The sequence below is a fragment of the Streptomyces solicavernae genome, assembly GCF_029968095.1.
GTDB lineage: Bacteria > Actinomycetota > Actinomycetes > Streptomycetales > Streptomycetaceae > Streptomyces > Streptomyces solicavernae.
The window spans coordinates 134,077-159,017 of record NZ_JASCIR010000009.1; the positions used below are offsets into that span (position 1 = coordinate 134,077).

Here is a 24,941-nt window from a genome sequence, read left to right on the forward strand (position 1 = left end):
AGTACGCCTGCGTGGCACGGTTTGCCATGATGGCGATGTGCGCCACAATGGCGTCTGGGGCGCGATCGGGGCGTACGCTTCCGGCGTGAGCACCTCCGCGAGCACCTCTTTGACCGAGCGCCGCAAGGCGGCCACCCAGCTGGAGATCGCGCACGCCGCAGCCGAGCTGTTCACCGAACTCGGCCCGGACGCCACGACGACCGAGGCGATCGCCGCCCGCGCGGGCGTCGGACTGCGCACCTTCTACCGGTACTTCCGCAACAAGCAGGACGCCGTCGGCCCGCTGCTCGCGGTCGGCGGTGACCAGTGGCGCGCCAGCCTCGCCGCGACGGAACCCGGCGTCCCGCTCGCCGAAGCCCTGGACGCGGCCGTCGCGGACGCCCTCACGCCCACGGACGACGCGGCCGCCGACGGGCTGCGGCAGACCCGCGGACTGCTCCGCGCCGCCGCCGGGGACCCGGCGCTGCGGGCGGTCTGGTACCGCGTGAACCAGGAGTCCGAGGAACGGCTCGGGCCGGTGGTCGCCGCCCTGACGGGCCCGGACCCGGACCCGCTGCGGGTCCGCCTCACGGCGGCCGCGGCGACGGCCTCGATCCGGATCGCCCTGGAGACCTGGGCGGAGCGGGAGGACACGGCCGTACGAGGACCCGGCGCGCCCGCCGAGCTCGCCCTGCGCTGCCTCCGGGAGCTCATGCCCGCCTGACGGGCCCACGGCCTCGCAGCGGCGGCCCACCCCTCGCAGGAGTCAGAGGGCGCGCCCCATGAGCACATCGTCCACGTACGCCCCGTCGATCAGGAACTCTCCCGGCAGCACGCCCTCCACCGCGAAGCCCGCCGCCGCGTAGAGCGCGCGGGCCGGGGCGTTGTGGCCGAGCACGCGGAGCGTGACGCGGCTCGCGCCCTGCGCGCGGGCGAGCTCGCAGGCCGCCGCGACCAGGGCGCGGCCGAGGCCCCGGCCGCGCGCACGGACGGCGACGGCCAGGCCCTGTATCTGCCGCACATGGGCGTTGACGGCAAGCGAGGTGGGCGGCACCAGGCGCACATAGCCGGATATCCCGTCCTCGTCGGCGGCCACCAGGAAGTCCTCCGGGGCGTGCCGTTCGTCGAAGAACGGCGCGTCCGGCGCGGGTCTCGGCGTCACCGCGTGCAGCCGCGACCAGGCCTCCCGGTCGAGCGCGGCCAGCGCGCTCTCGTCGGACGGCAGGGCGGGGCGGATGCGGGTGTCGCAGGCCTCACGGGCATCGTCGAACGGCATGCCCGCCAGCGTAGGACCCGGCACTGACATCCCGGCCGGGCGGCGCAGAACGGGCCCTGCCGTATGTGCCGACTCCCGTCGCCTGTGGGCAGGATGGGCCCATGGACGCCAAACAGCGCATCGCCGTCGCGGGCGCATCCGGTCTCATCGGATCGGCCCTCGCACGCTCGCTCGTCGCGGACGGGCACCAGGTCGTGCGCCTGGTCCGCCACCGGGCCGACTCCCCGGACGAGGTCGAGTGGGACCCGAAGCGTCAGTACGTGGACACAGCGGGGCTCGCGGGCTGCGACGCCGTGGTCAACCTGGCCGGGGCCGGGATCGGCGACCACCGCTGGACGGACGCGTACAAGCGGGAACTGCGGGACAGCCGGGTGCTCGGCACCGCCGCGCTCGCCGAGGCCGTGGCCTCCCTGGACACCCCGCCGCGGGTCTTCCTGAACGGCAGCGCGGTCGGCTACTACGGCGACACCGGCGACCGCGCGGTGGACGAGAGCGCGCCCGCGGGCGACGGTTTTCTGCCGTCCCTGTGCGTGGAGTGGGAGGAGGCGGCGGGCCCCGCGGTGGAGGCCGGGGTGCGCACCGTGTTCCCCCGCACCGGCCTGGTGGTCGCGCGCGAGGGCGGCGCCTGGGCGCGGATGTTCCCGCTGTTCAAGGCCGGGCTCGGCGGCCGGCTCGGCGACGGCAGGCAGTACTGGAGCTTCGTGGCCCGACACGACGAGGTGGCCGCGCTGCGCCATCTCCTCGACACGGACTCGCTGTCCGGGCCGGTCAACGTGACGGCGCCGCACCCGGTGACCAACCGCGAGGTGACGGCCGCGATGGGCCGCGCCCTGCACCGGCCCACCCTCTTCCCTGCGCCCGCGCCCGCCCTCCGCCTGGTCCTCGGCGAACTGGCCTCCGACGTGCTCGGCAGCCAACGCGTGCTGCCCACCCGCCTGTTGGAGTCGGGCTTCCGCTTCGCGTTCCCGACGATCGACGCCGCCGTACGCGCGGCGCTGCGCAGCTGAGCGACGGCCGCACCCCCCGATGCGCCCCGGCGTACGCCCGGAAGGAGACGGCGTACGCCCGGAAGGAGGCGGCGTACGCCCGGAAGGAGACGGATGCGACCGAATGCGACCTCGTGCGACCGTGCCCGGTGCATGCGCGACTGCACCTGACCGAATCCGCTCCTAACCTCGTGCCGAACTCGGGTATTCCCGGGTCGAGTTGGGGCATCACGACCCCAGCAGCCGCAACCTGGGGAGGGGCACGTGCAGGAGCCCGCGGAACAGGCGGACGTCGTCATCGTGGGAGCCGGGGTCGCCGGGCTCTCCGCCGCACTCCGGCTGACCGAGGCAGGGGTGAGCACCGTCGTCCTGGAGGCGGCTCCCGCTGTCGGCGGCCGGATGAGCACCGAACGGATCGATGGATTCCGGCTCGACCGGATCGGCCGGCTGCTCTCCACGGCCGATCCCGAACTGCGTCGCACCCCGGCCCTGGACGCCCTGGCGCTGCGTGCGTTCGCACCCGGCGTCCTGGTCCACAGCGGCGGCCGGGTCCACCGCACCTGGGAGGCGGGGAGCGCGCTGAGCACGGCGCTCAGCGGGCGCCGGAGCGCGAGGGGCGCACGGGGCGCACTCAGCGCCGCGCGTGCGCTGGCCGCCGCGCCACGGGCGCCGCGCCCCGCGCTCCGGCCGCAGCGCGCCCGCCCCGCCCTGGGCGGACCGCTCGACCACGCCCGGCTCGGCGCCGCCCTGACCCGGCTCGCGGCCACCCCGGTGGACCGGCTGCTCACCCGGCCCGAACTGTCCACCGCCCAGGCCCTGTCGAGCCGCGGACTGCCCGCCCGTACCGTCGACGGCTTTCTGCGCCCGCTGCTCGCCGCGCTGCTCTGCGACCCGGACCTGGACACGTCCAGCCGCTGCGCCGACCTCGCGCTGCGGGGCTTCGCCCGGGGCCGGCTGTGCGTTCCCGGGGGCGGCGCCGACACCTTGCCCGCCCTGCTCGCGGCCGCGCTGCCGCCGGGCACGGTGCAGACCGGGGTGAAGGCGGTGGAGGTCGCCACCACCTCCCTGCGCACCGCCGACCACGGTGAACTCCGGTGCCGTTCCGTGCTGTTGGCGACCGGGGCGCGGCAGGCCGCCGAGCTGCTGCCCGGACTGCGGATGCCGGCGTTCCACGCGGTGACCGTGCTGCACCACAGCGCGCCCGAACCGCCGCTCGCCGAGCCCGCGTTGCTCCTCGACGCCGACCGCTCGGGACCCGTCGCGCACACGGCCGTGATGAGCGAGGTCGACCCGGCCCGCGCCCCGGCCGGACGCGCCCTGATCACATCCGTGGTCCACGGCCCGCCCCCCGCCGAGCGGGACGTACGGGCCCAACTCGCCCGGCTCTACGGCACGTCCACGTCCGGCTGGGACCTGCTCGCCGTCCACCACGACCCGGAGGCCGTCCCCGCGATGCCCGTCCCGCACGACCCGCGCCGCCAGGTCCGGATCCTCGCGGGCCTGTACGTGTGCGGCGACCACCGCGACACCAGCACGGTCCAGGGCGCCCTGCACTCGGGGCGGCGGGCGGCGCGGGCGGTACTGCGGGATCTGGGGGTTTCGGTGCGGGCGGAGGCGGTGCGGGCTGCGGCGTAGGCCCTGCGGGCGGCCTTCTCCCCGCGCCCCTGTCGGGTCTCAGCCGATCGCCGCCACCCGGTCCCGATACCCCCGCACCGGCATCGCGTCCCGGTACGGCTCAAGCCGCCGCTCGAAGTCCCGTACGTACTCAAGCGCGCGGGCCGACCGCATCTCCGCGGCCTGCTGGGCCGCCTCCGCGCCGAGGGCGCAGGCCTGGTCCAGCTCGCCGAGGCCGAGGCGGGCCGTGGCCAGGACGACGCGGCTGAACAGGCGCGAGCGGGCGAACGCGGGCGCGCGCAGATGCAGCGAGCGCTCCGCGTGCTGCGCGGCCGCCCGGTACTGCTGCAGGTCGCGGTGGCAGTGCCCGAACTCGTCGGCGAGCTGCGCCTCGTCGAAGAACCGTGCCCAGTGCGGCACTTCGTCCCCGGGCCGGGCGGCTTCGAGGGCGCGTTCGGCCCGTACGAGAGCGCCCGTGCAGGCGCGGACCTCGCCGAGTACGCCGTGTCCGCGCGCCTCCACCGCGTGCAGCAGCGCCTGCACCGCCGGCGGCGCCGCCGCGCCCACGCCCTGCTGGGCGACCCGCGCGAGCTGCACCGCCTCCCGCCCGTGCCCGAGATAGACCGCCTGCCTGCTCATCGTCACCAGCACATAGCTGCCGTACGCCCGGTCCCCGGCCGCCTGCGCGAGCCGCAGCGCCTGCACGAAGTACCGCTGCGCGAGCCCGTGCGCCGCGATGTCGTACGAGGTCCAGCCCGCGAGCCGGGTCAGGTCGGCGGCCGCGGAGAAGAGCCTGCGGCCGGTCTGCTCGCCGTACACCCCGCGCAGCATCGGCTCGGCCTCGTGTTCCAGATACCGCACGAGGGCCTGGCGGGCGTGGCCGCCGCCGTAGGCGTGGTCGAGGGCGCGGAAGAGTTCGCCGACGGAGCGGAGCGCCGCGATGTCGCCGCCGGTGACCCTCTGCCCCGGGCCGCGCTCGGTCTGGCTGCGCTGGCGGGGCACGGAGGCGCGGCCCTGGGCGGGGACCCGGGCGCCGTTCGCCGGTTCGCCGCGGCCGACCCGCTCGTCGGCGCGGCCGATCAGCCAGTCCCGGCTGGGCACGACGAGACCGGCCGGAGTGAAGGCGATCTTCTGCAGCTCGGCGTGGCTGCCGGAGTCCTTGCGCCACAGGCCGCTGACGATGTCGACGGCCTCCTCGGGCGTGCCGGCGAACTCCAGGCCCGCGTAGACCGGCGCGCAGGCGTCGAGGCCGAGGTCCTGGGCGGAGAGGCGGCGGCCGAGTCTGCGGGTGAAGACCTCGGCGATCAGGGCGGGCGTCGTGCCGCGGGGCTGCTGGCCGCGCAGCCAGCGGGTCACGGAGGTCTTGTCGTAGCGCAGGTCGAGTCCGTGCTCCAGGCCCAGCTGATCGACCCTGCGGGCAAGCCCCGCATTGGAGAAGCCGGCCTCGGCGATCAGCGCGGCTAGTTGGCGGTTGGGCGTGCGCTGCGGGGGTCGATCCGTCATCGGCTCTACGGTCTCCTGCCTTCCGGGCCGGTGTGCAGCCCTCATGGAACGGCGCGAATTTAGCGGCCTGCGACGCCCGCATCGCGAGCCTGGCCCCGCATTCATCCGATCGTGTGAGGATTGGGCGAGGATGTGACGGGTTTCGGCCGTCACGGGCGACTCGAACGGGTACTGCGCCGGGTCGTACAGTGGCCAGGGCCTGTCCGGCGGATCTTCGCGGGTCCACGACGCCTGGCGCGAAACGTGCACGGTGAAAGTTTTCAGGGAGGCGCTTGCCGTGAGTGAGCTGCGGTTCGTACGTCTGGGCTTCGGCCCGGACAAGGTCGACTATGTGCAGGCCTGGGAGGAGCAGCGCCGGGTGCACGCCGCCCGCTTCGCCGACGAGGCGCCCGACACCTGCCTGCTCCTGGAGCACCCCTCCGTCTACACCGCGGGCCGCCGTACCGCCGACAACGAGCGGCCGCTCGACGGCACCCCGGTGGTCGACGTGGACCGCGGCGGCAAGATCACCTGGCACGGTCCGGGCCAGCTCGTCGGCTACCCGATCCTGAAGCTGCCGCGCCCGGTGGACGTCGTCGCGCATGTGCGCCGCCTGGAGGAGGCGCTGATCCGCGCGTGCGCCGAGTTCGGCGTGGAGACCAGCCGGGTCGAGGGGCGCAGCGGTGTGTGGGTGCTCGGCGACGCCACGGAACCCGCCGCGCAGCACCTCGGCGGGCTTTCCCTGGACTTCGATCCGCGGCTGCAGGACGAGGAGTTCGACCCTCGGATGAACGGTCCGGAGTACGCGCCGTCCAACGCGGGCCAGCGCCGGGAGGACCGCAAGCTCGCCGCGATCGGCATCCGCGTCGCCAAGGGCGTCACGATGCACGGCTTCGCGCTGAACGTGAACCCGGACAACACCGAGTTCGACAAGATCGTGCCGTGCGGTATCCGGGACGCGGGCGTCGCCTCGCTCGCGAACGAGCTGGGCCGGGACGTCACCATCGACGAGGTCCTGCCGGTCGTCGAGAGGCACCTGCGGGACGTACTGGAGAACGCGGAGCTCAAGCCGCGCGAGATCGTGCGCGAGCCGGAACCGGAGCCGGAGCCACAGCCGGAGCCGGAGCCGGAGCCACAGCAGGCCGCCTGAACCGAGGGACGGCCGAGGCAAGGCCCGGGAATGCGGGCGGCCGTCCACAGGTTGGCCGCACTGAAGAGCGTACGAACAACGGGCGTACCCTGGTGTACGCCGAAGAATCGAAGCTGTAGGGAGCCGGTCGTGTCCGCAGTCGCACCCGACGGACGCAAGATGCTGCGCCTGGAGGTCCGCAACAGCCAGACCCCCATCGAGCGCAAGCCCGAGTGGATCAAGACCCGGGCGAAGATGGGCCCCGAGTACAAGGACCTGCACAACCTCGTCAAGAGCGAGGGTCTGCACACCGTGTGCCAGGAAGCGGGCTGTCCGAACATCTTTGAGTGCTGGGAGGACCGCGAGGCCACGTTCCTCATCGGCGGTGACCAGTGCACACGGCGCTGTGACTTCTGCCAGATCGACACGGGCAAGCCGCAGGCCCTCGACGTCGACGAGCCGCGTCGCGTCGGTGAGTCCGTCGTCAAGATGGACCTGAACTACGCCACCATCACCGGCGTCGCCCGCGACGACCTGGAGGACGGCGGCGCCTGGCTGTACGCGGAGACGGTGCGCCAGATCCACGCGATGACGGCGGAGCGCGAGGCCGGCCAGACCAAGGTCGAGCTGCTCATCCCCGACTTCAACGCCGAGCCCGACCAGCTGGCCGAGGTCTTCTCGTCCCGCCCCGAGGTGCTCGCGCACAACGTGGAGACGGTGCCGCGGATCTTCAAGCGGATCCGCCCCGGCTTCCGCTTCGAGCGCTCGCTCAAGGTCATCACCGAGGCCCGCAACGACGGCCTGGTCACGAAGTCCAACCTGATCCTCGGCATGGGCGAGACCCGCGAGGAGATCAGCGAGGCGCTGCAGCAGCTGCACGACGCGGGCTGCGAGCTCATCACGATCACGCAGTACCTGCGCCCGACCGTGCGCCACCACCCCGTGGAGCGCTGGGTCAAGCCGCAGGAGTTCGTGGAGCTGCAGGAGGAGGCCGAGGAGATCGGCTACTCCGGTGTGATGTCCGGGCCGCTGGTCCGCTCCTCGTACCGCGCGGGCCGGCTGTTCCGGATGGCCCGCGAGAAGCGTGGTGAGCAGGCGGCCTCGCAGGCGGTGTGAGCGGCCGGGTGAGGGGCTGGGTGAGCGGCCGGGTGAGCTGCTGGCAGCCGCGGACCTCAGGGTCGTGTGAAATCCCGCACAAGTGACTACTGGCCGGTAACGGCTTGGGTGGCGCGGCCCGTACGGTCCCCGCAGGCAGGGGCGCCGTACGGGCCGTGTCGGCTTTCGCGGAGCGCGCATCGGGCCCACATCGCGGCTTCATAGGTGTTTGACCGGCCGGTCATGCGCTGGTAACACCAATCAGTGACGCTGGCACTACGCCACGTACCCCCCGCGCACTTCCCGCTCCGTCCGGTCTTCCAGAGAGGGACCCCGCCATGCAGGCCGCGCCCCCCGTACGCGCCACCGCCATCCCTTCCGTCACCGACGCCCTGCGCGCCGTCGAGTCGCTCCTGATGGGCGGCGGCCAGCGCACCGCCCGCCGCAACGCGTGGTCCTCGGTCGTCGAGGACCGGCGCCGCGCCAAGGACCGCGTCGAGGCCCAGCGGGTGCTTGAGGCGGCCCGCACGTCGTAGTCCGTTCGAAGGGCACGTAAACTTCGAGACATGGCGAGGAAGGACGACGCAGCGAGCGCTGCGAACCCAGGGCGGCTCAAGCAGATCGCTCTCACGTACAAGATGACCCGGCGGGCCGACTCCAAGATCGGTCTCGTTCTAGCCGCAGTGGGAATCGTCACCTTCGGTGTCCTTCTCGGAATCGGTTTCCTCATCGGGTACCCGGTCTATCTGGGCATCCTCGGTGCGCTGCTGGCCTTCCTGGCGATGGCGATCGTCTTCGGCCGCCGGGCCGAGAAGGCTGCGTTCGGGCAGATGGAGGGACAGCCCGGTGCGGCGGCCGCGGTGCTCGACAACGTCGGCCGCGGCTGGACCACGACCCCGGCGGTGGCGATGAACCGCAGCCAGGACGTCGTGCACCGCGCGGTCGGCAAGGCCGGCATCGTCCTGATCGGCGAGGGCAACCCGAACCGGCTCAAGGGTCTGCTCGCGGCCGAGAAGAAGAAGATGGCCCGGATCGTCGTCGACGTACCGGTGCACGACTTCGTCGTCGGCAACGGCGAGGGCCAGGTCCCGCTGAAGAAGCTCCGCACGACGATGCTGAAGCTCCCGCGCGTGCTCGCCGGCCCGCAGGTCACGCAGACCAACGACCGGCTGAAGGCGATGGGCGACCTGATGAGCAACATGCCGCTGCCGAAGGGTCCGATGCCCAAGGGGATGCGGATGCCCAAGGGGGGCGGCAAGATGCGGTGACGCTGCCCGCTTGTCTTTCTACGCTGATGGGGCGCTGGGAACTTGACTGGTTCCCGGCGCCCCATCGGCGTATGCGGATGTTCTGGACGGGCTGAATTCAACCCGGGCACGGACAGGTGGCCGGACAGATGCCGACCGGACGCGGACTCTAGATGCGGACCTGGACCGCCTTCGCCAGGCGGTCGTGGAGGCCGCGGCCGTCGCGGTCCCAGATCAGGGCCGGGATGGCCAGGCACAGGAGCAGGCTGCGGAGCAGTACGCGGCCGATGCCCACGCGGCCGCCGTCCTCGCCGACCACGCGCAGGCCGAACATCCGCTTGCCCGGGGTGGAGCCGACCGTGCCGACGGTGAGCACGCTCAGGACGAAGAAGATGCCGAGGGCCCAGTTGCCCATCGCCTGCTGGTTGCCCTGAGCGAAGAGGCCGTATGCGATCAGCATGCACGCGGCCCAGTCGACGACGACCGCTCCGAAACGGCGGCCGAGCGGGGCGATGGCGCCGGGGCCCTCCTCGGGCAGACCCAGCTGCTGGCCCCGGTAACCGAAGTCGGCGCCCATGTCCTCGGCCGCCTGGCGGGGGCCGGAGAGCCACGATCCGATTGCCTGTCTGTTGTCCACCCGTCCACGGTACTGCGCCCCCTTTCGCACCCCGGAGGCCGGGTCGTGGAAGAGCGCGCGGCCCGTCGTTCGGTTAACTTCGACGAAACAAATGGGTCATGCTTGAGAAATCCCCCGTCCTTATGGTCAGGACCAGCGTGTGCCACCGCACTGGCCGCACTCAAGCGAGATTTCCCCGGCTCCACCCCGGACCGGGAGTAGGAGGAGCCGGATGTTCCAGAACGCCGACGATGCCAAGAAGTTCATCAAGGACAATGACGTCAAGATGGTCGACGTCAGGTTCTGCGACCTCCCGGGCGTGATGCAGCACTTCACGATCCCGGCGACGGCGTTCGACCCGTCCGAGGAGCTGGCCTTCGACGGCTCGTCGATCCGCGGCTTCCAGGCCATCCACGAGTCGGACATGGCGCTGCGCGCCGACCTGTCGACGGCCCGCGTGGACCCGTTCCGCCGCGACAAGACGCTGAACATCAACTTCTTCATCCACGACCCGATCACGGGCGAGCAGTACAGCCGCGACCCGCGCAACATCGCGAAGAAGGCCGAGGCGTACCTCGCGTCGACCGGCATCGCCGACACCGCGTTCTTCGGCCCCGAGGCCGAGTTCTACGTGTTCGACTCGGTCCGCTTCGAGACCTCCGCGAACCAGGGCTTCTACCACATCGACTCCGAGGCGGGCGCCTGGAACACCGGTGCGGAGGAGAACAACCGCGGCTACAAGGTCCGTTACAAGGGCGGCTACTTCCCGGCCCCGCCGGTCGACCACTTCGCCGACCTGCGCTCGGAGATCTCCCTGGAGCTGGAGAACGCCGGCCTGCAGGTCGAGCGCCAGCACCACGAGGTCGGCACCGCCGGCCAGGCCGAGATCAACTACAAGTTCAACACGCTGCTCGCCGCGGCCGACGACCTGATGCTCTTCAAGTACATCGTGAAGAACGTCGCCTGGCGCAACGGCAAGACCGCGACCTTCATGCCGAAGCCGATCTTCGGTGACAACGGCTCGGGCATGCACGTCCACCAGTCGCTGTGGCAGGGCGGCAACCCGCTCTTCTACGACGAGCAGGGCTACGCGGGCCTCTCGGACACCGCCCGCTACTACATCGGCGGCATCCTCAAGCACGCCCCGTCGCTGCTCGCCTTCACCAACCCGACGGTGAACTCGTACCACCGCCTGGTGCCCGGCTTCGAGGCCCCGGTCAACATGGTGTACTCGCAGCGCAACCGCTCCGCGGCCATGCGTATCCCGATCACCGGCTCGAACCCGAAGGCCAAGCGCGTCGAGTTCCGCGCCCCGGACCCGTCCTCCAACCCGTACCTGGCCTTCTCGGCGCTGCTGCTCGCCGGCCTGGACGGCGTCAAGAACAAGATCGAGCCGGCCGAGCCGATCGACAAGGACCTGTACGAGCTCGCTCCCGAGGAGCACGCCAACGTCCAGCAGGTCCCGACCTCCCTTCCCGCGGTCCTCGACGCCCTGGAGGCGGACAACGAGTACCTGCAGCAGGGCGGCGTCTTCACGTCCGACCTGATCGAGACGTGGATCGACTACAAGCGCACCAACGAGATCGCCCCGATCCAGCTGCGCCCGCACCCGCACGAGTTCGAGCTGTACTTCGACCTCTAAACCGCGGATACGCCCACGCGTACGAAGGCCGCCGCCCCTCTGAGGGGCGGCGGCCTTCGCCGTTCCTGCCGTGTGGCCGGCATGGTGACGTTCAGGGTTGGGCCAGGACGTGTTCGACCAGGGAGATCAAGACGTCCTTGCCGGACTCGCGGTCGCGCACGTCGCAGAGGAGTACGGGGGTGGTCAAAGAGAGGTCCAGGGCGGCGGCGACGGCTTCGGGGGTGTGGGTGCGGATTCCGTCGAAGCAGTTGACCGCGACGATGAACGGGATGTTCCGGCTCTCGAAGTAGTCCACCGCCGGGAAGGAGTCGGCCAGGCGGCGGGTGTCGGCGAGGACGACCGCGCCGAGGCAGCCGGTGGCCAGCTCGTCCCAGACGAACCAGAAGCGGTCCTGGCCCGGGGTGCCGAAGACGTAGAGGGCGAGGTTCTCGCGGAGGGTGATGCGGCCGAAGTCCATCGCGACCGTGGTCGTGGTCTTGGTGGACACGCCCGCCAGGTCGTCGACCGGGCGGGAGGCCTCCGTCAGCTGTTCCTCCGTACGCAGCGGGCGAATCTCGCTCACCGACTCCACCAGCGTCGTCTTCCCGACGCCGAAGCCACCGGCGATGAGGAGCTTCAGGGCGGTGAACGGGACGCGGTCAGAGTGCTCGTAGGCCATGGATCACTTCTCGCAGAAGGTGGGCGTCGGGGCGGGTGCTGGTCTGCGGGGCGGCGTCCGGCGAGGTGACGGTGATCAGTCCGGCGGCGGTCAGGTCGCCGAGCAGGACGCGTACGACGCCGAGGGGGAGGTTCGAGTCCGAGGCCAGGTCGGCCACCGGGCGTGGGCCTTGGGCGCACAGGGCGAGGAGGTCGCGCTGTTCGGGAGGCAGGGGCCCGGTCGGGGGCGGGCCGTCGGGGGTCGTGCGCACGATCGCCATCAGGTCCACCCGCTCCGCGCCGTTGGCGGTGCGGGCCCGGCCGGCCGTCATGGCGTAGAGGCGTACGAGCGGTCCTGCCTCGTCGTCGTACCGGTCGGTCCAGGCGTCCCCCGGGCGCGGCTCTGCGTCGTCCGTCATGGGGTCTCGCCGTCCGTGCGGGTGGGGACGCCGAGGTGTTCGCGTACGCGGTCCACCAGGAGGGCCATTTCGTACGCCACCAGGCCGATGTCCGCGTGCCCGTCCGTGAACACGGCGAGGCAGGAGCCGTCCCCGGCGGCGACCACGAACAGGAAGCCGCCCTGCAGCTCGACCATCGTCTGGACGACTCCGCCCGCGTCGAAGTGCCGGCCCGCGCCCTTGGCCAGGGAGTGGAAGCCGGAGGCGATCGCCGAGAAGCGTTCCGACTCGTCGCGGCCCATGCCGCTGGAGGCGCCCACGCACAGGCCGTCGCCGGAGAGCATCACCGCGTGGCGGACCTCGGCGATCCGGTCGACCAGCTCGTCGAGGAGCCAGTCGACGCCGCCGCGGCCCTCGCCGCCGGACCGGTCGCCGCCGCCGAGGTTGGTGACGGTGTACGTCGGGGTCATCGGGGTCCTTGTCCTTCGTCGTCGGTGTGCGGGGTGTGGGGGGTGTGCGGGGTCTGGGGGGTGTGCGGTACGGCGGTCTCGCGGGCGGCGCGGGCGCGGTGCCGGCCGGAGCGCAGGGAGGCCATCGTGGCGCGTGCGGCCTCCGGGGAACGGCGGCCCGGCAGCTCGCGGCCGGGTTCCGGTGCGGTGTCCGGGGGTGCGGTGGCTGGTGCGGTGGCTGGTGGAGTGGCCGGTGCGGTGTCGGGTGCGGTGTCCGGTGCGGTGTCGGGTGCGCGCAGTTCGGGCGCCATGTTCGCCTGGCGTACGCGGCGGGGGAGGCCGTCTTCCCGAGGGGTGGGGGTCGGGGTGGGAGTGGGGGCCGGGGTGGTGGGCCGGGGTTCCGGCTTCGGCTTCGGCTTCGGCTCCGGCTTCGGCTCCGGCTCCGGCTCCAGTCGGCGTTCCAGTCGCTCCGGCAACGGGCGCAGACCCGGATGCGGGGCCTCCAGGAGTTCCTTCGGTACGAAGACGACCGCCGTGATACCGCCGTACACCGAGCGGCGCAGCGTCACGTCCAGGCGCTGGCGTTCGGCGAGGCGGTTGACCACGAAGAGGCCCAGGCGGCGGGAGTCGAGCAGGTCGATGTCGGCGGCGTGGATCTTCTCGTTGGCCGCCGCCAGCGCCTCGTCGCCCATACCGAGGCCGCGGTCCTCGATCTCCAGGACCGCCCCGGACCCGACCTCCTCGCCGCGCACCACCACGGGTGTGTGCGGCGGCGAGAACTGGGCGGCGTTCTCGGCGAGTTCGGCGACGAGATGGACCAGGTCGGCGACGGCGGAGCCCGCGAGCCGCAGGTCCGGAATGGCGTGCAGCTGGACCCGGTCGATGTCGGCGGTCTCGGCGATGCCCGCGCGTACGGCGTCGATCAGCGGCACCGGGTTGCGCCAGGCGCGGCCGGGGGCCGAGCCGGAGAGGATGAGCAGGGACTCCGCGTGCCGGCGCATCCGGGTCGTCAGGTGGTCGAGGCGGAAGAGGTCTTCGAGGTCGGTGGGGTTCTCGGTACGGCGCTCCATCGTGTCGAGGAGTTCCAGCTGACGGTGGAGCAGCACCTGGCTGCGCCGCGCGAGGCTGACGTACACGCCGGAGACGCCGGTGAGGACGGCGGCGCGGCCCGCGACGGCGCGCAGGGCGGCGCGCTGCACGGTGGTGAGGGCCGCGCCGACCTGCCCGATCTCGTCCCGTACGGGCGTGCGGGCGAGCGGCGCCTCGGCTTCGAGGTCGATGTCCTCGCCGTTGTGGATGCGGCGCATGGCGGTGGGCAGGCGGGTGGCGGCCAGGTCGAGGGCGCGGTTGCGCAGCCCGGTGAGGTCGGCGACGAGGCCGCGCCCGACGCGTACGGAGAGGATCAGGGCGAGCACCACGCCGAGCAGGCCGAGGATCACGGCGAGGCCCGAACTGCCCAGGGTGGCGAGGGAGTACGGCTCGGCGGAGGCGACCGGTGCGGTGGTGGCGCGCTCGGCGCGGTCGAGTCCGGCGAGGGTGGTGCGGGCTGCGGTGTGCCAGTTCCCGGCGGGCAGGGCTTCGGCGGCCTTTCCGGCGCCCGCGGCGAGCACCGCGTCCTGGGCGGTGCGCAGCTCGGCGGCGGAGTCGGAGTCGAGGACCGCGCGGTAGGCGGCGGCGTCGCGCGGCGCGAGGTCGGCGGCGGCGCTCCGGGTGAGGCTGCGCTGGAGGGCGACGTCGCCGACGAAGGTGCGGTACTGCGCGCCGGTCATGGCGCCGTCGGCCTGCGCGGCCCCGTACACGGCGTTCTGGCGGCTCAACGCCTCGCGGGCGCGGGCGAGTTCGAGGACGGCGCGGGTGTCGGCGGCCGTGCCGGTGCGGTCGGCGCGGGCGAGCGCGGAGCGGACGGCGAAGCCGTGGTCGACGGCGGTGCTGTAGCGGGCGAGCGCGGCGGACGGGGTCGGAGCCTTCCGCCCGGCGAGCGCGTCGGCTCCGGCGAGCAGCCGCTGGATGCGGTCCGGCAGGGCGGCGTCGATGCCGGCGATGTCGGTGCTGCTGGAGCGTACGCCCGCGCGCAGGGCCGCGGCGGCCTTGTCCGTACGGGACTTGGCCGCGTCGTAGGCGCCGCGGGCGGCGGCGTCCGGGGCCGCGTACTGCACGAGGGCGGCGGCGCGCTCGTCCTGGACGGCGCGGGTGAAGTCGGAAACCGGCTGTACGAGCGCCGAGTTGACCTGCTTCAGCTGCTCGGCGTCCGAGACCTGGGTCGCGGTGGTGACCGCGGCGTGTCCCCAGAGCGCCATCAGGGAGACCACCGGAACCGTCAGCAGCGTGACGACCTTGGCTCTGATCGACTTGGGGCGCAGCCGTTCGGGCAGCGGCAGACGTGGGCGTACGGGCATGACGGAGTGGCTCCTCGACGGCACTCGGCGGTGCGGGAGTTGAGCGGGCGAGGGACGGCTCGGCCCTGCGGGACTGGCGGGGTGAGAAGGAGGGGCGGGCGCGCGCTCAGGCGGCCGGGAGCTCGACCTCGTGCAGCGGCCGGGCGGCGGCCGCGTTCTCGGCGCTCTCCCGGGCGGTCGGCGACAGCGCGACGAAGGCGCAGGTCAGGAAGAGGAACGAGCCGAGCACGACGGCGAGCGGCAGGATGAACGCGGGCGCGCTGGCGCCCGCGAGGGGCTCGGTGCCCGGCCGTACGGTGACGGAGACCGCGGCCATCCCGGTGTAGTGCATGCTGCTCACGGCCAGGCCCATGACGAGGGCGGCACCGGCCGCGATCACCGGTCCGCGTACGGCGAGCGCGGCCCACAGGGCGGCGGACGCGGCGACGACGGCGATGACGACGGACGCCGCGACGAGCGTCGGGTCGTACGCGAGGCTGCCGTTGAGTTCCACGGCGGCCATGCCGATGTAGTGCATCGCGGCGACGCCGAGTCCGGTGCCGAGGCCGCCGAGGAGTACGGAGCGGGCGCGGGAGCCGCCGTATCCGGCGATGAAGACGCCCGCGCCGACGACGGCGATCGCGACGACGAGGCTCAGCAGGGTGAGCGGGATGTCGTAGCGGATCGGCGTGCCCTCGACGTGGTAGCCGAGCATCGCGATGAAGTGCATCGTCCAGATGCCCGCGCCGATCGCGGCGGACGCGGTGATCAGCCAGTTCCTCTTGGCCCGCCCCCTGGCGGCCAGCGCCCTCACGGTGCAGCGCAGTCCGAGCGCTGCCCCCACGACGGCCATGACGTACGACAGGACTGGTGTGATCCAGCCACCGTCCATGTGGTGCATGTGACCCACGGTTCCCTCTCGCTTCGAGCGGTCGACCCCCCGGTCGGACGGGAACCTAGCACGCACTGAATCTCCGCACGATCTCCGCACTCGGGCCGGAAATTCGGGGTGAAACTACGCGCTACCCATGGGTAAGCCCCGGGTTCAAGGGCCATACAGGGCAAGGGGAATCGACTGGTCGCCGGGTCGGTGCGACTCTTGTCACGCCACGCCTCGGGGTGCTTCGGACATACGGGACCAGGCCCGACTCGGGCATTTCCGGCGGATGTTTTCGGCCAGGAGGCTGTGGACTCAGGCGTATCGCGCGAACGTCTCCGCAATGCTCTTCACCGTCACGTCCGCCGTCATGAGGAGGAGGCGCAGCAACACCCGTGCCTTGTACGGGTCGAGGAGTCCGGCGTTGATGAGGCCGCGCCGCTGGAGGTCGGTCTCGGAGCCGGGGGCGCCGTAGGTGTGGCTCAGGACGGACCCGGCGCCGGTGCGGGAGACGAGGACGACCGGGATGCGGGTGGCGAGGTCACCGAGGACCGGCGCGAGGTCGGCGGGGACGTGCCCGACGCCGAAGGCCGCGACCACCAGGCCCTTGACGTCCTCGCCGAGGCGGGTGAGCGCGTCGCCGTCGTCGTCGAGGGTGACGGTGTACAGGGCGACGCGGGCGGGGTCGGCGGTGCCGGGGGTGAGCGGGGTGCGGCGGGGCGGGCGGGTCAGGATGCGGGGCGTGCCCTCGATGACGTGGCCGACGGGGCCGGTGTTCGGGGACGTGAACGCGGCCGTGCTGGTGGCGTGCGCCTTGCGGACGGAACGTGCCGCGTGGATCTCGTCGTCGAGCACCACGAGCGCACCGAGGTCGCGGGCCCCGTCGGCGGCGGCGGTGCGGGCGGCGGCGAGCAGGTTGGCGGGTCCGTCGGGGCCCGCGAGGGTGGGGTTGCGCATGGCGCCGGTGAGGACGAACGGCTCGGGGTGCGGCCACACCAGGTCGACGAGGAAGGCGCTCTCCTCCAGGGTGTCGGTGCCCTGGGTGACGACGACGCCGCGCGCGCCCGCGCGTACCGCCTCCGAGGCCTGTTCGACCAGGTCGAGGAGGTGCCGGAAGGTGAGGTTCGCGCTGGGGACGGCCCGGGTGTCGTGGACGTCGAGGGGGATGTCGAGCCCGGGCACGGCCGCGGTCAGGTCGGCGCCGGTGAGGCGGGTGACGACGGTGCCGCCGCGCTCGTCCGCACCGGCGCCCGCCATCGCGATGGTCCCGCCGAGGGTGAACAGGGCTACGGTCACGGGGAGTTCCCTTCGGGGGCGGGACACGGCCGGCAGGCCGAGGCTACTGCCCGGTAGTCACCGTGCGCTCCTCGGAGAAGGCTCCCCAGTTCCCGTCGGGCAGCTTGGCGCGCAGTTTCACACGGTACGTGCGCCCGTCCTCGCGGCCGATGAAGAAGCTGTGCTCGGCCCGGCCTTCGGGTGCCTTCGCGCCCCACATCAGGGTGGTGGCGGGTCTGCCGTTGAGGTGGATCTGGTACTCGCTGACGTCTCCCCCGGTGTCGGGCGGGGTCCAGGACAGGTCGAGGTGGTGGGCGCCGTCGTCGGTGTGCGTGGTGACGCGGAACCCGGTGGGTGCGGTGTCCTTCGAGGTGTCCTCGGCGCCGTCGGGTCTCTCGGCCGTGGTGACGCCGACGGGGTCGCCCGCGCGGGAGCTGTTGTCGGCGGCGTCCCTGGCCTTGACGGTGAAGGTGTAGTCGGTGCCGGGGCGAAGTCCCGTGACCAGGGCGGTGGTCGAGTCCCCGTCGACAGTGTGGATCTTCGAGCCGCGCTGGTAGATGTCGTACGAGGTGACCTCCTCGTTGTCGGTGGCCGCGCGCCAGGACACGGTGGCGGCGCGGGGGCCGGAGGCGCGGGCGCGCAGGCGGGTGGGGGCGGTGGGTGGTTCGTGGTCGGTGGCGGTGTGGGAGCGGGTGGTGACGGTGACGGCGCGGCTCGGGGGTGAGGCGGTGCCGTCGTCGCCCTTGGCGCGGACGGTGAACGTGTAGGTGGCGGCGGGTTTCAGGCCCGTGACGTCGACCATGAGGCGATCGGCGGGGACGGTCCTGACGCGGGTCCTGCCTCGGTAGATCTCGTACGCCGTGACGTCTCCCGTGGCCGCCTTGTTCCACATGACGTGGACCGAAGTGGCGCTGGACGCCTGGGCGGTGAGGCCGCGCGGTGCGACGAGGTCCGGTTCCGCGGCCCTGGTGTCGGTGGCGCAGCCGGTCAGGGCGGCGCCGAGGACTGCGGCCAGGGCTGCGGGGACGAGGAGCTGGGTGCGTCGCACGGTGCGGCCTTCCGTTCGACGGCGCGCGGCGCGCACCGGACCCGACGGCATTGGTCTGGACATGTTCGCCACAGGGTCGGGTGCACTTCAAGAGGGCGTACGCGAGCGGCGGTTGACGCCTCCCGCGGGGGTGCGGGGCGGCGGCAGTCCACCGCCCCGCACCCCGCCGTGGACCACGCCTCAGCGGCTGTAGCGCATCAGCGCGCGGACCATGTGGCAGGTGATGTCCGACGGTGGGTGCACACCGACGAGTTCGGCCGTGCTGCGTATCTTGCGGTTGTTCGCCTGCTCGGCGCGGAGCACGCCCGAGTCGAGCAGGGCGATCGCGAGACGCATGGCCTTCAGGCGGCGGTTGTGCATGATGTACCACTCCCGCGGGCGGCCCGCGGGGAGCGGCTGCTTCAGCAGCGGCATGTACGGAAGGTCGATCGGCAAGGGCTTCGGGACAGCGGACAGGACAGCGGCCATGAACATCCTCCTGGGTGGTCGGGGGTGGGACACACCGCTGCCGCGGCCGTGCCCAACCCGTCTCGAACACTGCTTCAATTCTATGGCCCACCACTGACAATCGCCGCTGGCCGCACGGGCGTTGAGGCTCGCGCCGCGGCCCGGACCGAGGCCCGGTCCGGCCTCCTCGTAGCGGAGTGCTGGCTTACGCTTGCGGCATGGAGATCTGGATCAACCCGGCCTGCTCGAAGTGCCGCAGCGCGGTGCGGCTGCTCGACGAGGAAGGCGCGTCGTACACGGTGCGCCGCTACCTGGAGGACGTGCCCGGCGAGGACGAGATCCGCGCCGTACTGGACCGGCTCGGCCTCGAACCGTGGGAGATCACCCGCACCCAGGAGGCGGCCGCGAAGGAGCTGAACCTCAAGGACCGCGAGGAGTGGCCGCGCGAGGCCGCCGCCCGCGACCGCTGGATCGCCGCGCTCGCCGCGCACCCGAAGCTGATCCAGCGCCCGATCATCACGGCGGACGACGGCACGGCCGTGGTGGCCCGCACGGACGAGGCGGTACGGGACGCGCTGAGCCGCTGAGCCGCTGAGCCGCTGAGCCGCTGAGCCGCTGGCAGCGTCCCTCGGTTCCGCCCGGCGCTACCCGAGCAGGGCCTCCGCCTCGGCCAGAATCTCCGTCACGCGCAGCCCGAACCGCACGTCACAGGCGTGCGGGACGCCCGTGCGGGCCGCGGTCAGGAGGGCATCGACGGCACGCGCGTAAGCGTCGAGCGGCCCGTCGCCCCACACCTCGGGGAGCGTCGCGACGCCGGACGCGCCGCGCAGCTCGACCGTCACGCCGCCCGCCTGCTCCGGCGCCGTCAGGCTCAGCGTGGCCACCGACGAGGCGCCCGAGGCGTGCCCCAGCAGCAGGTGCACGGTGTCGAGGGGGCCGCGCGCCGCCGCCGTCACGGACGTCACGTCGCCGAGCGCGGGCAGCAGCAGCGACAGGGCGTGCGGCCCCACGTCCCACAGCGCGCCCTTCTCGCGGCGCCAGGGCGACGCGGCGTACGGGCTCTTCGCATCCGGCGCGTGGATGCTGCCGAGCCACTGCGCGCTTGCCGTGAACCAGTCGTCCACGGCGGCCTGTTCGGCGAGCCAGGGGGCGCTCGCCGCCGAGAAGCGCAGCGTGAAGAAGACGACCGAGGCGACACCGGCCGCCGCGTCGGCCAGCGCACGCGCGGTGCGGGTTTTTGTCGCCACCGGCTTGTCGAGCAGCAGATGGCGCCCGGCCCGCGCCGCGCGTGCGGCGATCTCCGCCTGCACGTCCGGCGGCAGCGCGAACGCGGCCACATCGACGTCGGCGATCAGGGCGTCCGCATCCGCGTACGCGCGCGTGGAGAGCTCCTTGTCCGCGTACGCGCGCGTGGAGAGCTCTTTCGCGAGCGCTCCGGCCGCCTCGGGCCTGCGCCCCCACACCCCGGTGAGCTCCACCTCGGGGTGCGCGGCGAGCGCCGGACCGTGCACACGCGCGGCCCACGGTCCCGTACCGAACAGGCCGACGCGCAACGGTGCCGCAGGAGTCTCGGGGGTCATCTGTGGTGTCGCCATGCGGCCCAGTCAACCGTGTACCGCAACCGTGGACGTCAACCGGGTACACGACGCGCCTGACCACCGGCCACCAGGAGCCGGCGGCGTTACACGGGGTTCACAGACGGGCAACGGACGGGAAATCGCGGGTTGCCAGGCTGCGGGTACAGCGCGACAGCACCGCCGCGACCCACCCGCATGCGCGATTCACCCGCATCGCACGCACAGCCCGCAAAGGATGGCGCCCCGTGACCTTCAAGGCCGAATACATCTGGATCGACGGCACCCAGCCGACCGCGAAGCTGCGCTCCAAGACGAAGATCATGACCGGTGCGCCGGCCGGCCTGGCCGAGCTGCCGATCTGGGGCTTCGACGGTTCCAGCACCAACCAGGCCGAGGGCCACGCCTCCGACCGCGTCCTCAAGCCGGTCTTCACCTGCCCGGACCCGATCCGCGGCGGCGACGACATCCTCGTCCTGTGCGAGGTCCTCAACACGGACATGACGCCGCACGTCTCCAACACCCGCGCCCCGCTCCGCGAGGTCGCCGAGAAGTTCGCGGGCCAGGAGTCGATCTTCGGCATCGAGCAGGAATACACGTTCTTCAAGGGCGCGCGTCCCCTCGGCTTCCCCGAGGGCGGCTTCCCAGCGGCGCAGGGCGGCTACTACTGCGGTGTCGGCTCGGACGAGATCTTCGGCCGTGACGTCGTCGAGGAGCACCTGGAGAACTGCCTCAAGGCGGGCCTCGGCATCTCCGGCATCAACGCCGAGGTCATGCCCGGCCAGTGGGAGTTCCAGGTCGGCCCGCTGTCGCCGCTGGAGGTCTCCGACCAGCTGTGGGTGGCCCGTTGGCTGCTCTACCGCACCGCCGAGGACTTCGACATCTCCGCGACCCTCGACCCGAAGCCGGTCAAGGGCGACTGGAACGGCGCCGGCGCGCACACCAACTTCTCCACCAAGGCCATGCGCGAGGGCTACGACGCGATCATCACCGCCTGCGAGTCCCTCGGTGAGGGCTCCAAGCCGATGGACCACGTCAAGAACTACGGCGCGGGCATCGACGACCGCCTGACCGGCCTGCACGAGACCGCCCCCTGGAACGAGTACAGCTACGGCGTCTCGGACCGCGGCGCCTCGGTCCGCATCCCGTGGCAGGTCGAGCAGGACGGCAAGGGCTACATCGAGGACCGCCGCCCGAACGCGAACGTCGACCCGTACGTCGTGACGCGCCTGATCGTCGACACCTGCTGCAGCGCCCTGGAGAAGGCCGGCCAGGTCTGACCGAACCGTTCACCGTGAGGGTGCCCCCGCCGGACGTCCGGCGGGGGCACCGCGTGTGTGCCGGTCCACTTCGTCGTCCGCCGTCGGCCGCTGCCGCGCGTGCGGGCGTTCTGCAGTGAGAGTCGCCTCAAGTGCCGCCGCCTGCAAGGGCGTTGGCTCAAGTCTGACCTGCACCACCGGCTTCACACCGCCGGGCTGACGCCCACGACACTGCCTCCGCGCGCGAGGCGCCACTGCACTGCCACTGCACTGCACTGCCCGGCGGCGCTGCTCCGCGCACAATGTGCCGACGCCCCGGATCGTTCCCGGTTCCGCCGACGACTTCGCGGATCTTCTGACAGCAGAGCGGTGTTCCGTCGCGGCCGTCCGGCGGGCAAGCTCGAAGGCATGAAACTTCTGATTCTCGGCGGCACGGAATTCGTCGGCCGGGCCGTGGCCGAGTCGGCGCTCGCCCGCGGCTGGGACGTGACGGTGCTGCACCGCGGCCGGCACGCACCCCCGCCCGGCGTCCGCGCCCTGCACGGCGACCGCACGGCGCCCGACGGCCTGGCGGCACTGGCCGACGGCGCGTGGGACATCGTGGTCGACACCTGGTCGGCGGCGCCCCGCGTCGTGCGGGACAGCGCGCGGCTCCTCGCCGAGCGGGCCGGGAGATACGTGTACGTGTCGAGCGGCTCGGTCTACGCCTGGGCACCCCCGGCCGGCTTCACCGAGAGCGCCCCCCTCAACGACGGGGCGGCCGACGCGGACCAGACGGAGTACGCCCAGGACAAACGCGGCGGCGAGCTGGCCGTCCTGGAGTCATTCGGCACGGACCGCTCCCTGCTCGTGCGGGCCGGACTCATCATCGGGCCGTACGAGAACGTGGGGCGGCTGCCCTGGTGGCTGGGCCGGATCGCGCGCGGCGGCCCCGTCCTCGCACCCGGCCCGCGCGAACTGCCGCTCCAGTTCATCGACGTACGGGACCTCGCGGAGTGGACCCTCGACGCGGCGGCCGCGGAACGGGGCGGCCCGTACAACGTGCTCGCGCCGCCCGGCCACACCACGACCGGCGAACTCCTCGACGCCTGCGTGCAGGTCACCGGCAGCGACGCCGAGCTGCGCTGGACCGCTCCCGAGGTGATCGCCGAGGCGGGCATCGAGCCCTGGACGCAGCTGCCGATATGGGTGCCGCCGGACAGCGACATGCACGGCGCGCTGCACGGCGCGGACGTGTCGAAGTCCCTGGCCGCGGGGTTGCGGTGCAGACCGGCTGCCGAGACCGTGCGGGACACCTGGGAGTGGCTTCGGTCGAGAGGCGGCACCGCACCCCAGCGCGCCGACCGGCCCCGGCTCGGACTCGCACCGGAGGTGGAGAAGAAGGTCCTCGGCATGGCGTGAGCGGGTCCGTGCGACGGGGCGCCGTTGAACGGCACGGACTGCTGTTGCGTACGTCAACGCATGGGACGCACATCACGAAAACGATCGACGCTGGCAGGCCGGGCGATCGCCGCCGCCACGGCCCTGATACTCGGCGGCGGCGGGCTGGCTGTGGTGAATGTCTACGCCTCGGCCGGCGAGAGCAGCGGCCGTGAGGGGCCCGGCACCGGAGCCGGTCAGCCCGCCGCCGTCATGTCCACCATCGACTGCCCCGACGTGGGCGACGAACTCAGGGAGGTGCCCCAGGCGGCACGGCAGGAAGTAGACGCCCAACTGGCCGCGCTCGACAGCCAGATCACCGAGGCGTACACACAGCTCGCGCAACGGCAGCAGACCGGCGAGGATCCCGCCGGACTGTTCCCACCGCTGGAGCAGCAGCGCCGGGCGTCGATCGGCGGCATCGTCGGCGCCATCGAGGAGAACGGCGGCGCCGCCCCCGAGAACCTCGACAGCCTGGCCCCCTGCACGCTCCGCGCCACCGACCAGGACCCCGAACCCCAACCAGACCCAGACACGGACACAGACCCAGACCCAGACCCAGACCCTGACACTGACACGGACAGAGACATGGGCACGGGCACGGGCACGGGCACGGACACAGGCACAGGCACAGGCACAGGCACAGCCCCAGACACAGCCCGGAACCAAGGCGGTCAAGCCGGGAACGGCCCCGTCGCCGACGACTTCGTCGACATTCGCTCAGTCGAGCCGAACGTGAACCTCCCGCGTGCGCAACAGAACGCGTCCCGCGGCACGTTCACGACGGACTGCGGCACGAACGAGAACGGCAACCGCAACCCCGACAACGTCATCGTGGCCCCAGGGGTGAGCAACGGTGCGCACCACATGCACGATTACGTCGGCAACCAGGCCAACAACGCCTTCGCCGACGACGAGGACCTGGCGAACGGCGCCACCAGCTGCCGCAACCAGGGCGACCGCTCCACGTACTACTGGCCGGTGTTGCGCGTGCAGAACGGGCAGGACGAGGAGGACGCCGGGGCCGACGGCGGCGGCAACGACCAGAACGTCGGGGAGATCCAGACGCCGGTCCAGGTCAGCCTGACCTTCGAGGGCAGCCCGGTCGGCGAGGTCACCGCGATGCCGCGGTTCCTGCGGATCATCACCGGCGACGCCAAGGCCTTCACCAACGGCGACGCCAACGCCAACGCGTCCTGGAGCTGCACCGGCTTCGAGGACCGTCAACTGGCGGACAAGTACCCGCTGTGCCCCGACGGCAGCGACGTGGTGCGGACGTTCCGCTTCCAGAGCTGCTGGGACGGACAGAACACCGACAGCGCCAACCACCGCACTCACGTGGCCTTCACCGACGAGCAGGGCCGCTGCCCGCAAGGGTTCCGGGCCGTGCCGCAGCTGGTGCAGCGGATCGTGTACGACGTCGCGCCGGAGCGGAACTTCGCCGTCGACTCGTTCCCCGAGCAACTGCACAAACCGATCACCGACCACGGCGACTTCATCAACGTATTCGACGAGGAGCTCATGAACCGAATGGTGCGCTGCATCAACCGCGGCGACCGCTGCACATGACCGAAGACTCCCGTACCGCTGCGCGGTCAGTTCGTGCCGTGGCCCGGGTGGTGTCCCTCCTGCTTCCCCCCACCACCGCTGCTGGCCGAGTGGTGCGAGGAGGTCACCACGGTCCCGCCGAGCCGGCCGCGCAGCTCCACGAGCAGCCGTCGCTCGCCGACCGCGATCCACCGGCGGCCGACGAGATAGCTGCCGCCGTAGTCGTTCGCGGCGTCCAGCCACTCCCGCTGGCCACGGTCGGTACGGAACGCGGTAAGGACGTAACGGCCTTCATCCGTTCGGCAGTTGGCCTGGCGCAGATCACGGCTCTCCGTACGGACGACGGGGTCGCAGCCGGCTGCCGCCGCGAGCCGGTCGAGGCCGGACGTGCCGGTCACGACCACCCCGCCCCCGCCTCCGCCCCCGCCCCGACCGGAACCACACGACGCGACCCCGAGCACCGCCACCAGCACCGCCACCAGCACCGCCACGACCACCGCCACGCCCACCGCCATGCCCACTGCAAGGAGACCCCTCATCCGCCTCTCCCGTCCCATCCGCCGACACGAA

Annotated in this window: 25 protein-coding genes; 12 read left to right on the forward strand and 13 right to left on the reverse strand. The window is 72.4% G+C overall.

Annotation, left to right across the window (positions count from 1 at the left end; all coding sequences use genetic code 11):
- The first annotated feature begins 85 nt into the window (after nt 1-85).
- The gene (locus tag QIS99_RS13575) at nt 86-703 is read left to right on the forward strand and encodes a TetR family transcriptional regulator (protein ID WP_282513500.1); all 618 of its coding nucleotides are present in this window, start codon (nt 86-88) and stop codon (nt 701-703) included.
- 42 nt (nt 704-745) lie between these two features.
- Here the strand turns inward: QIS99_RS13575 and QIS99_RS13580 are convergent, their stop codons facing one another.
- Entirely contained in the window at nt 746-1,255 is a 510-nt protein-coding gene (locus QIS99_RS13580) for a GNAT family N-acetyltransferase (protein ID WP_282513501.1), read from the reverse strand.
- Between the two features lie 101 nt (nt 1,256-1,356).
- On the opposite strand from QIS99_RS13580, the gene QIS99_RS13585 reads away from it, so the two are divergent.
- Nucleotides 1,357-2,262: a TIGR01777 family oxidoreductase gene (locus QIS99_RS13585; protein WP_282513502.1), complete on the forward strand. Its 906-nt coding sequence runs from the start codon at nt 1,357-1,359 to the stop codon at nt 2,260-2,262.
- A gap of 243 nt (nt 2,263-2,505) precedes the next feature.
- Nucleotides 2,506-3,876: an NAD(P)/FAD-dependent oxidoreductase gene (locus QIS99_RS13590; RefSeq protein ID WP_282513503.1), complete on the forward strand. Its 1,371-nt coding sequence runs from the start codon at nt 2,506-2,508 to the stop codon at nt 3,874-3,876.
- A gap of 39 nt (nt 3,877-3,915) precedes the next feature.
- Here QIS99_RS13590 and QIS99_RS13595 read toward each other — a convergent pair whose 3' ends face one another.
- Nucleotides 3,916-5,358 carry a regulator gene (locus QIS99_RS13595; protein ID WP_282513504.1) on the reverse strand — a complete coding sequence of 481 codons (1,443 nt, stop codon included), beginning with the start codon at nt 5,356-5,358 and terminating at the stop codon, nt 3,916-3,918.
- Between the two features lie 277 nt (nt 5,359-5,635).
- On the opposite strand from QIS99_RS13595, the gene lipB reads away from it, so the two are divergent.
- The 4 genes from lipB to QIS99_RS13615 all read left to right on the forward strand — a co-directional run bounded on the left by lipB (nt 5,636) and on the right by QIS99_RS13615 (nt 8,829).
- Entirely contained in the window at nt 5,636-6,487 is an 852-nt protein-coding gene (gene lipB / locus QIS99_RS13600) for a lipoyl(octanoyl) transferase LipB (protein WP_282513505.1), read from the forward strand.
- 129 nt (nt 6,488-6,616) lie between these two features.
- On the forward strand, nt 6,617-7,582 hold the full coding sequence (lipA, locus tag QIS99_RS13605) for a lipoyl synthase (protein WP_282513506.1): 966 nt from the start codon (nt 6,617-6,619) through the stop codon (nt 7,580-7,582).
- A 317-nt stretch (nt 7,583-7,899) separates the two neighbouring features.
- A complete protein-coding gene (locus QIS99_RS13610; RefSeq protein ID WP_282513507.1) occupies nt 7,900-8,097 on the forward strand; it encodes an SCO2195 family GlnR-regulated protein in 198 nt (65 codons plus the stop codon).
- A 30-nt stretch (nt 8,098-8,127) separates the two neighbouring features.
- Nucleotides 8,128-8,829 carry a DUF4191 domain-containing protein gene (locus QIS99_RS13615; protein WP_282513508.1) on the forward strand — a complete coding sequence of 234 codons (702 nt, stop codon included), beginning with the start codon at nt 8,128-8,130 and terminating at the stop codon, nt 8,827-8,829.
- Nucleotides 8,830-8,977: 148 nt separating this feature from the next.
- On the opposite strand, the gene QIS99_RS13620 is transcribed toward QIS99_RS13615, so the two are convergent.
- Entirely contained in the window at nt 8,978-9,445 is a 468-nt protein-coding gene (locus QIS99_RS13620) for an RDD family protein (protein ID WP_282513509.1), read from the reverse strand.
- Nucleotides 9,446-9,656: 211 nt separating this feature from the next.
- Here QIS99_RS13620 and glnA point away from each other — a divergent pair, with 211 nt between their 5' ends.
- Entirely contained in the window at nt 9,657-11,066 is a 1,410-nt protein-coding gene (gene glnA / locus QIS99_RS13625) for a type I glutamate--ammonia ligase (RefSeq protein WP_282513510.1), read from the forward strand.
- 91 nt (nt 11,067-11,157) lie between these two features.
- On the opposite strand, the gene QIS99_RS13630 is transcribed toward glnA, so the two are convergent.
- The 8 genes from QIS99_RS13630 to QIS99_RS13665 form a co-directional block, all read right to left on the reverse strand.
- Nucleotides 11,158-11,724: a GTP-binding protein gene (locus QIS99_RS13630; RefSeq protein WP_282513511.1), complete on the reverse strand. Its 567-nt coding sequence runs from the start codon at nt 11,722-11,724 to the stop codon at nt 11,158-11,160.
- A complete protein-coding gene (locus tag QIS99_RS13635) occupies nt 11,705-12,121 on the reverse strand; it encodes a DUF742 domain-containing protein (protein ID WP_282513512.1) in 417 nt (138 codons plus the stop codon). Before QIS99_RS13635 ends, QIS99_RS13630 begins: the two co-directional genes overlap by 20 nt.
- Nucleotides 12,118-12,570 (reverse strand): roadblock/LC7 domain-containing protein, encoded by a 453-nt coding sequence (locus QIS99_RS13640; RefSeq protein WP_282513513.1) that lies wholly within the window; start codon nt 12,568-12,570, stop codon nt 12,118-12,120. The genes QIS99_RS13635 and QIS99_RS13640 overlap by 4 nt, the downstream gene beginning before the upstream one ends.
- Nucleotides 12,567-14,945, reverse strand: coding sequence for a sensor histidine kinase (locus QIS99_RS13645; RefSeq protein WP_282513514.1), 2,379 nt, complete (start codon nt 14,943-14,945; stop codon nt 12,567-12,569). The genes QIS99_RS13640 and QIS99_RS13645 overlap by 4 nt, the downstream gene beginning before the upstream one ends.
- A 106-nt stretch (nt 14,946-15,051) precedes the next feature.
- A complete protein-coding gene (locus QIS99_RS13650) occupies nt 15,052-15,834 on the reverse strand; it encodes an MHYT domain-containing protein (protein ID WP_282513515.1) in 783 nt (260 codons plus the stop codon).
- Nucleotides 15,835-16,116: 282 nt separating this feature from the next.
- Entirely contained in the window at nt 16,117-17,097 is a 981-nt protein-coding gene (locus QIS99_RS13655; RefSeq protein WP_282513516.1) for an asparaginase, read from the reverse strand.
- Nucleotides 17,098-17,140: 43 nt separating this feature from the next.
- Entirely contained in the window at nt 17,141-18,124 is a 984-nt protein-coding gene (locus tag QIS99_RS13660) for a fibronectin type III domain-containing protein (RefSeq protein WP_282513517.1), read from the reverse strand.
- Between the two features lie 180 nt (nt 18,125-18,304).
- The gene (locus tag QIS99_RS13665; RefSeq protein WP_408909552.1) at nt 18,305-18,598 is read right to left on the reverse strand and encodes a hypothetical protein; all 294 of its coding nucleotides are present in this window, start codon (nt 18,596-18,598) and stop codon (nt 18,305-18,307) included.
- A 191-nt stretch (nt 18,599-18,789) separates the two neighbouring features.
- Here QIS99_RS13665 and QIS99_RS13670 point away from each other — a divergent pair, with 191 nt between their 5' ends.
- The gene (locus QIS99_RS13670) at nt 18,790-19,158 is read left to right on the forward strand and encodes an arsenate reductase family protein (RefSeq protein ID WP_282513519.1); all 369 of its coding nucleotides are present in this window, start codon (nt 18,790-18,792) and stop codon (nt 19,156-19,158) included.
- 57 nt (nt 19,159-19,215) lie between these two features.
- Here the strand turns inward: QIS99_RS13670 and QIS99_RS13675 are convergent, their stop codons facing one another.
- Nucleotides 19,216-20,166 carry a Gfo/Idh/MocA family protein gene (locus QIS99_RS13675; RefSeq protein ID WP_282513520.1) on the reverse strand — a complete coding sequence of 317 codons (951 nt, stop codon included), beginning with the start codon at nt 20,164-20,166 and terminating at the stop codon, nt 19,216-19,218.
- A gap of 227 nt (nt 20,167-20,393) precedes the next feature.
- Here QIS99_RS13675 and glnII point away from each other — a divergent pair, with 227 nt between their 5' ends.
- The 3 genes from glnII (at nt 20,394) to QIS99_RS13690 (ending at nt 24,392) form a co-directional block, all read left to right on the forward strand.
- On the forward strand, nt 20,394-21,425 hold the full coding sequence (gene glnII / locus QIS99_RS13680) for a glutamine synthetase (RefSeq protein ID WP_282513521.1): 1,032 nt from the start codon (nt 20,394-20,396) through the stop codon (nt 21,423-21,425).
- Nucleotides 21,426-21,812: 387 nt separating this feature from the next.
- A complete protein-coding gene (locus QIS99_RS13685) occupies nt 21,813-22,805 on the forward strand; it encodes an SDR family oxidoreductase (protein ID WP_282513522.1) in 993 nt (330 codons plus the stop codon).
- 60 nt (nt 22,806-22,865) lie between these two features.
- On the forward strand, nt 22,866-24,392 hold the full coding sequence (locus QIS99_RS13690; RefSeq protein ID WP_282513523.1) for a DUF1996 domain-containing protein: 1,527 nt from the start codon (nt 22,866-22,868) through the stop codon (nt 24,390-24,392).
- 26 nt (nt 24,393-24,418) lie between these two features.
- Here the strand turns inward: QIS99_RS13690 and QIS99_RS13695 are convergent, their stop codons facing one another.
- Nucleotides 24,419-24,910 carry a hypothetical protein gene (locus QIS99_RS13695; protein WP_282513524.1) on the reverse strand — a complete coding sequence of 164 codons (492 nt, stop codon included), beginning with the start codon at nt 24,908-24,910 and terminating at the stop codon, nt 24,419-24,421.
- Nucleotides 24,911-24,941 lie beyond the last annotated feature (31 nt).

Bases quoted from the DNA above. Each gene is read 5' to 3' on its own strand.
- QIS99_RS13585 (WP_282513502.1), top strand. From the start codon at position 1,357: ATGGACGCCAAACAGCGCATCGCCGTCGCGGGCGCATCCGGTCTCATC.
- QIS99_RS13580 (WP_282513501.1), bottom strand. From the start codon at position 1,255: ATGCCGTTCGACGATGCCCGTGAGGCCTGCGACACCCGCATCCGCCCC.
- QIS99_RS13645 (WP_282513514.1), bottom strand. From the start codon at position 14,945: ATGCCCGTACGCCCACGTCTGCCGCTGCCCGAACGGCTGCGCCCCAAG.
- QIS99_RS13675 (WP_282513520.1), bottom strand. From the start codon at position 20,166: ATGGCGACACCACAGATGACCCCCGAGACTCCTGCGGCACCGTTGCGC.
- QIS99_RS13690 (WP_282513523.1), top strand. From the start codon at position 22,866: ATGGGACGCACATCACGAAAACGATCGACGCTGGCAGGCCGGGCGATC.
- QIS99_RS13610 (WP_282513507.1), top strand. From the start codon at position 7,900: ATGCAGGCCGCGCCCCCCGTACGCGCCACCGCCATCCCTTCCGTCACC.
- QIS99_RS13635 (WP_282513512.1), bottom strand. From the start codon at position 12,121: ATGACGGACGACGCAGAGCCGCGCCCGGGGGACGCCTGGACCGACCGG.
- QIS99_RS13595 (WP_282513504.1), bottom strand. From the start codon at position 5,358: ATGACGGATCGACCCCCGCAGCGCACGCCCAACCGCCAACTAGCCGCG.
- QIS99_RS13630 (WP_282513511.1), bottom strand. From the start codon at position 11,724: ATGGCCTACGAGCACTCTGACCGCGTCCCGTTCACCGCCCTGAAGCTC.
- QIS99_RS13685 (WP_282513522.1), top strand. From the start codon at position 21,813: ATGAAACTTCTGATTCTCGGCGGCACGGAATTCGTCGGCCGGGCCGTG.
- glnA (WP_282513510.1), top strand. From the start codon at position 9,657: ATGTTCCAGAACGCCGACGATGCCAAGAAGTTCATCAAGGACAATGAC.
- QIS99_RS13665 (WP_408909552.1), bottom strand. From the start codon at position 18,598: ATGTTCATGGCCGCTGTCCTGTCCGCTGTCCCGAAGCCCTTGCCGATC.
- QIS99_RS13670 (WP_282513519.1), top strand. From the start codon at position 18,790: ATGGAGATCTGGATCAACCCGGCCTGCTCGAAGTGCCGCAGCGCGGTG.
- QIS99_RS13695 (WP_282513524.1), bottom strand. From the start codon at position 24,910: ATGAGGGGTCTCCTTGCAGTGGGCATGGCGGTGGGCGTGGCGGTGGTC.
- QIS99_RS13640 (WP_282513513.1), bottom strand. From the start codon at position 12,570: ATGACCCCGACGTACACCGTCACCAACCTCGGCGGCGGCGACCGGTCC.
- QIS99_RS13615 (WP_282513508.1), top strand. From the start codon at position 8,128: ATGGCGAGGAAGGACGACGCAGCGAGCGCTGCGAACCCAGGGCGGCTC.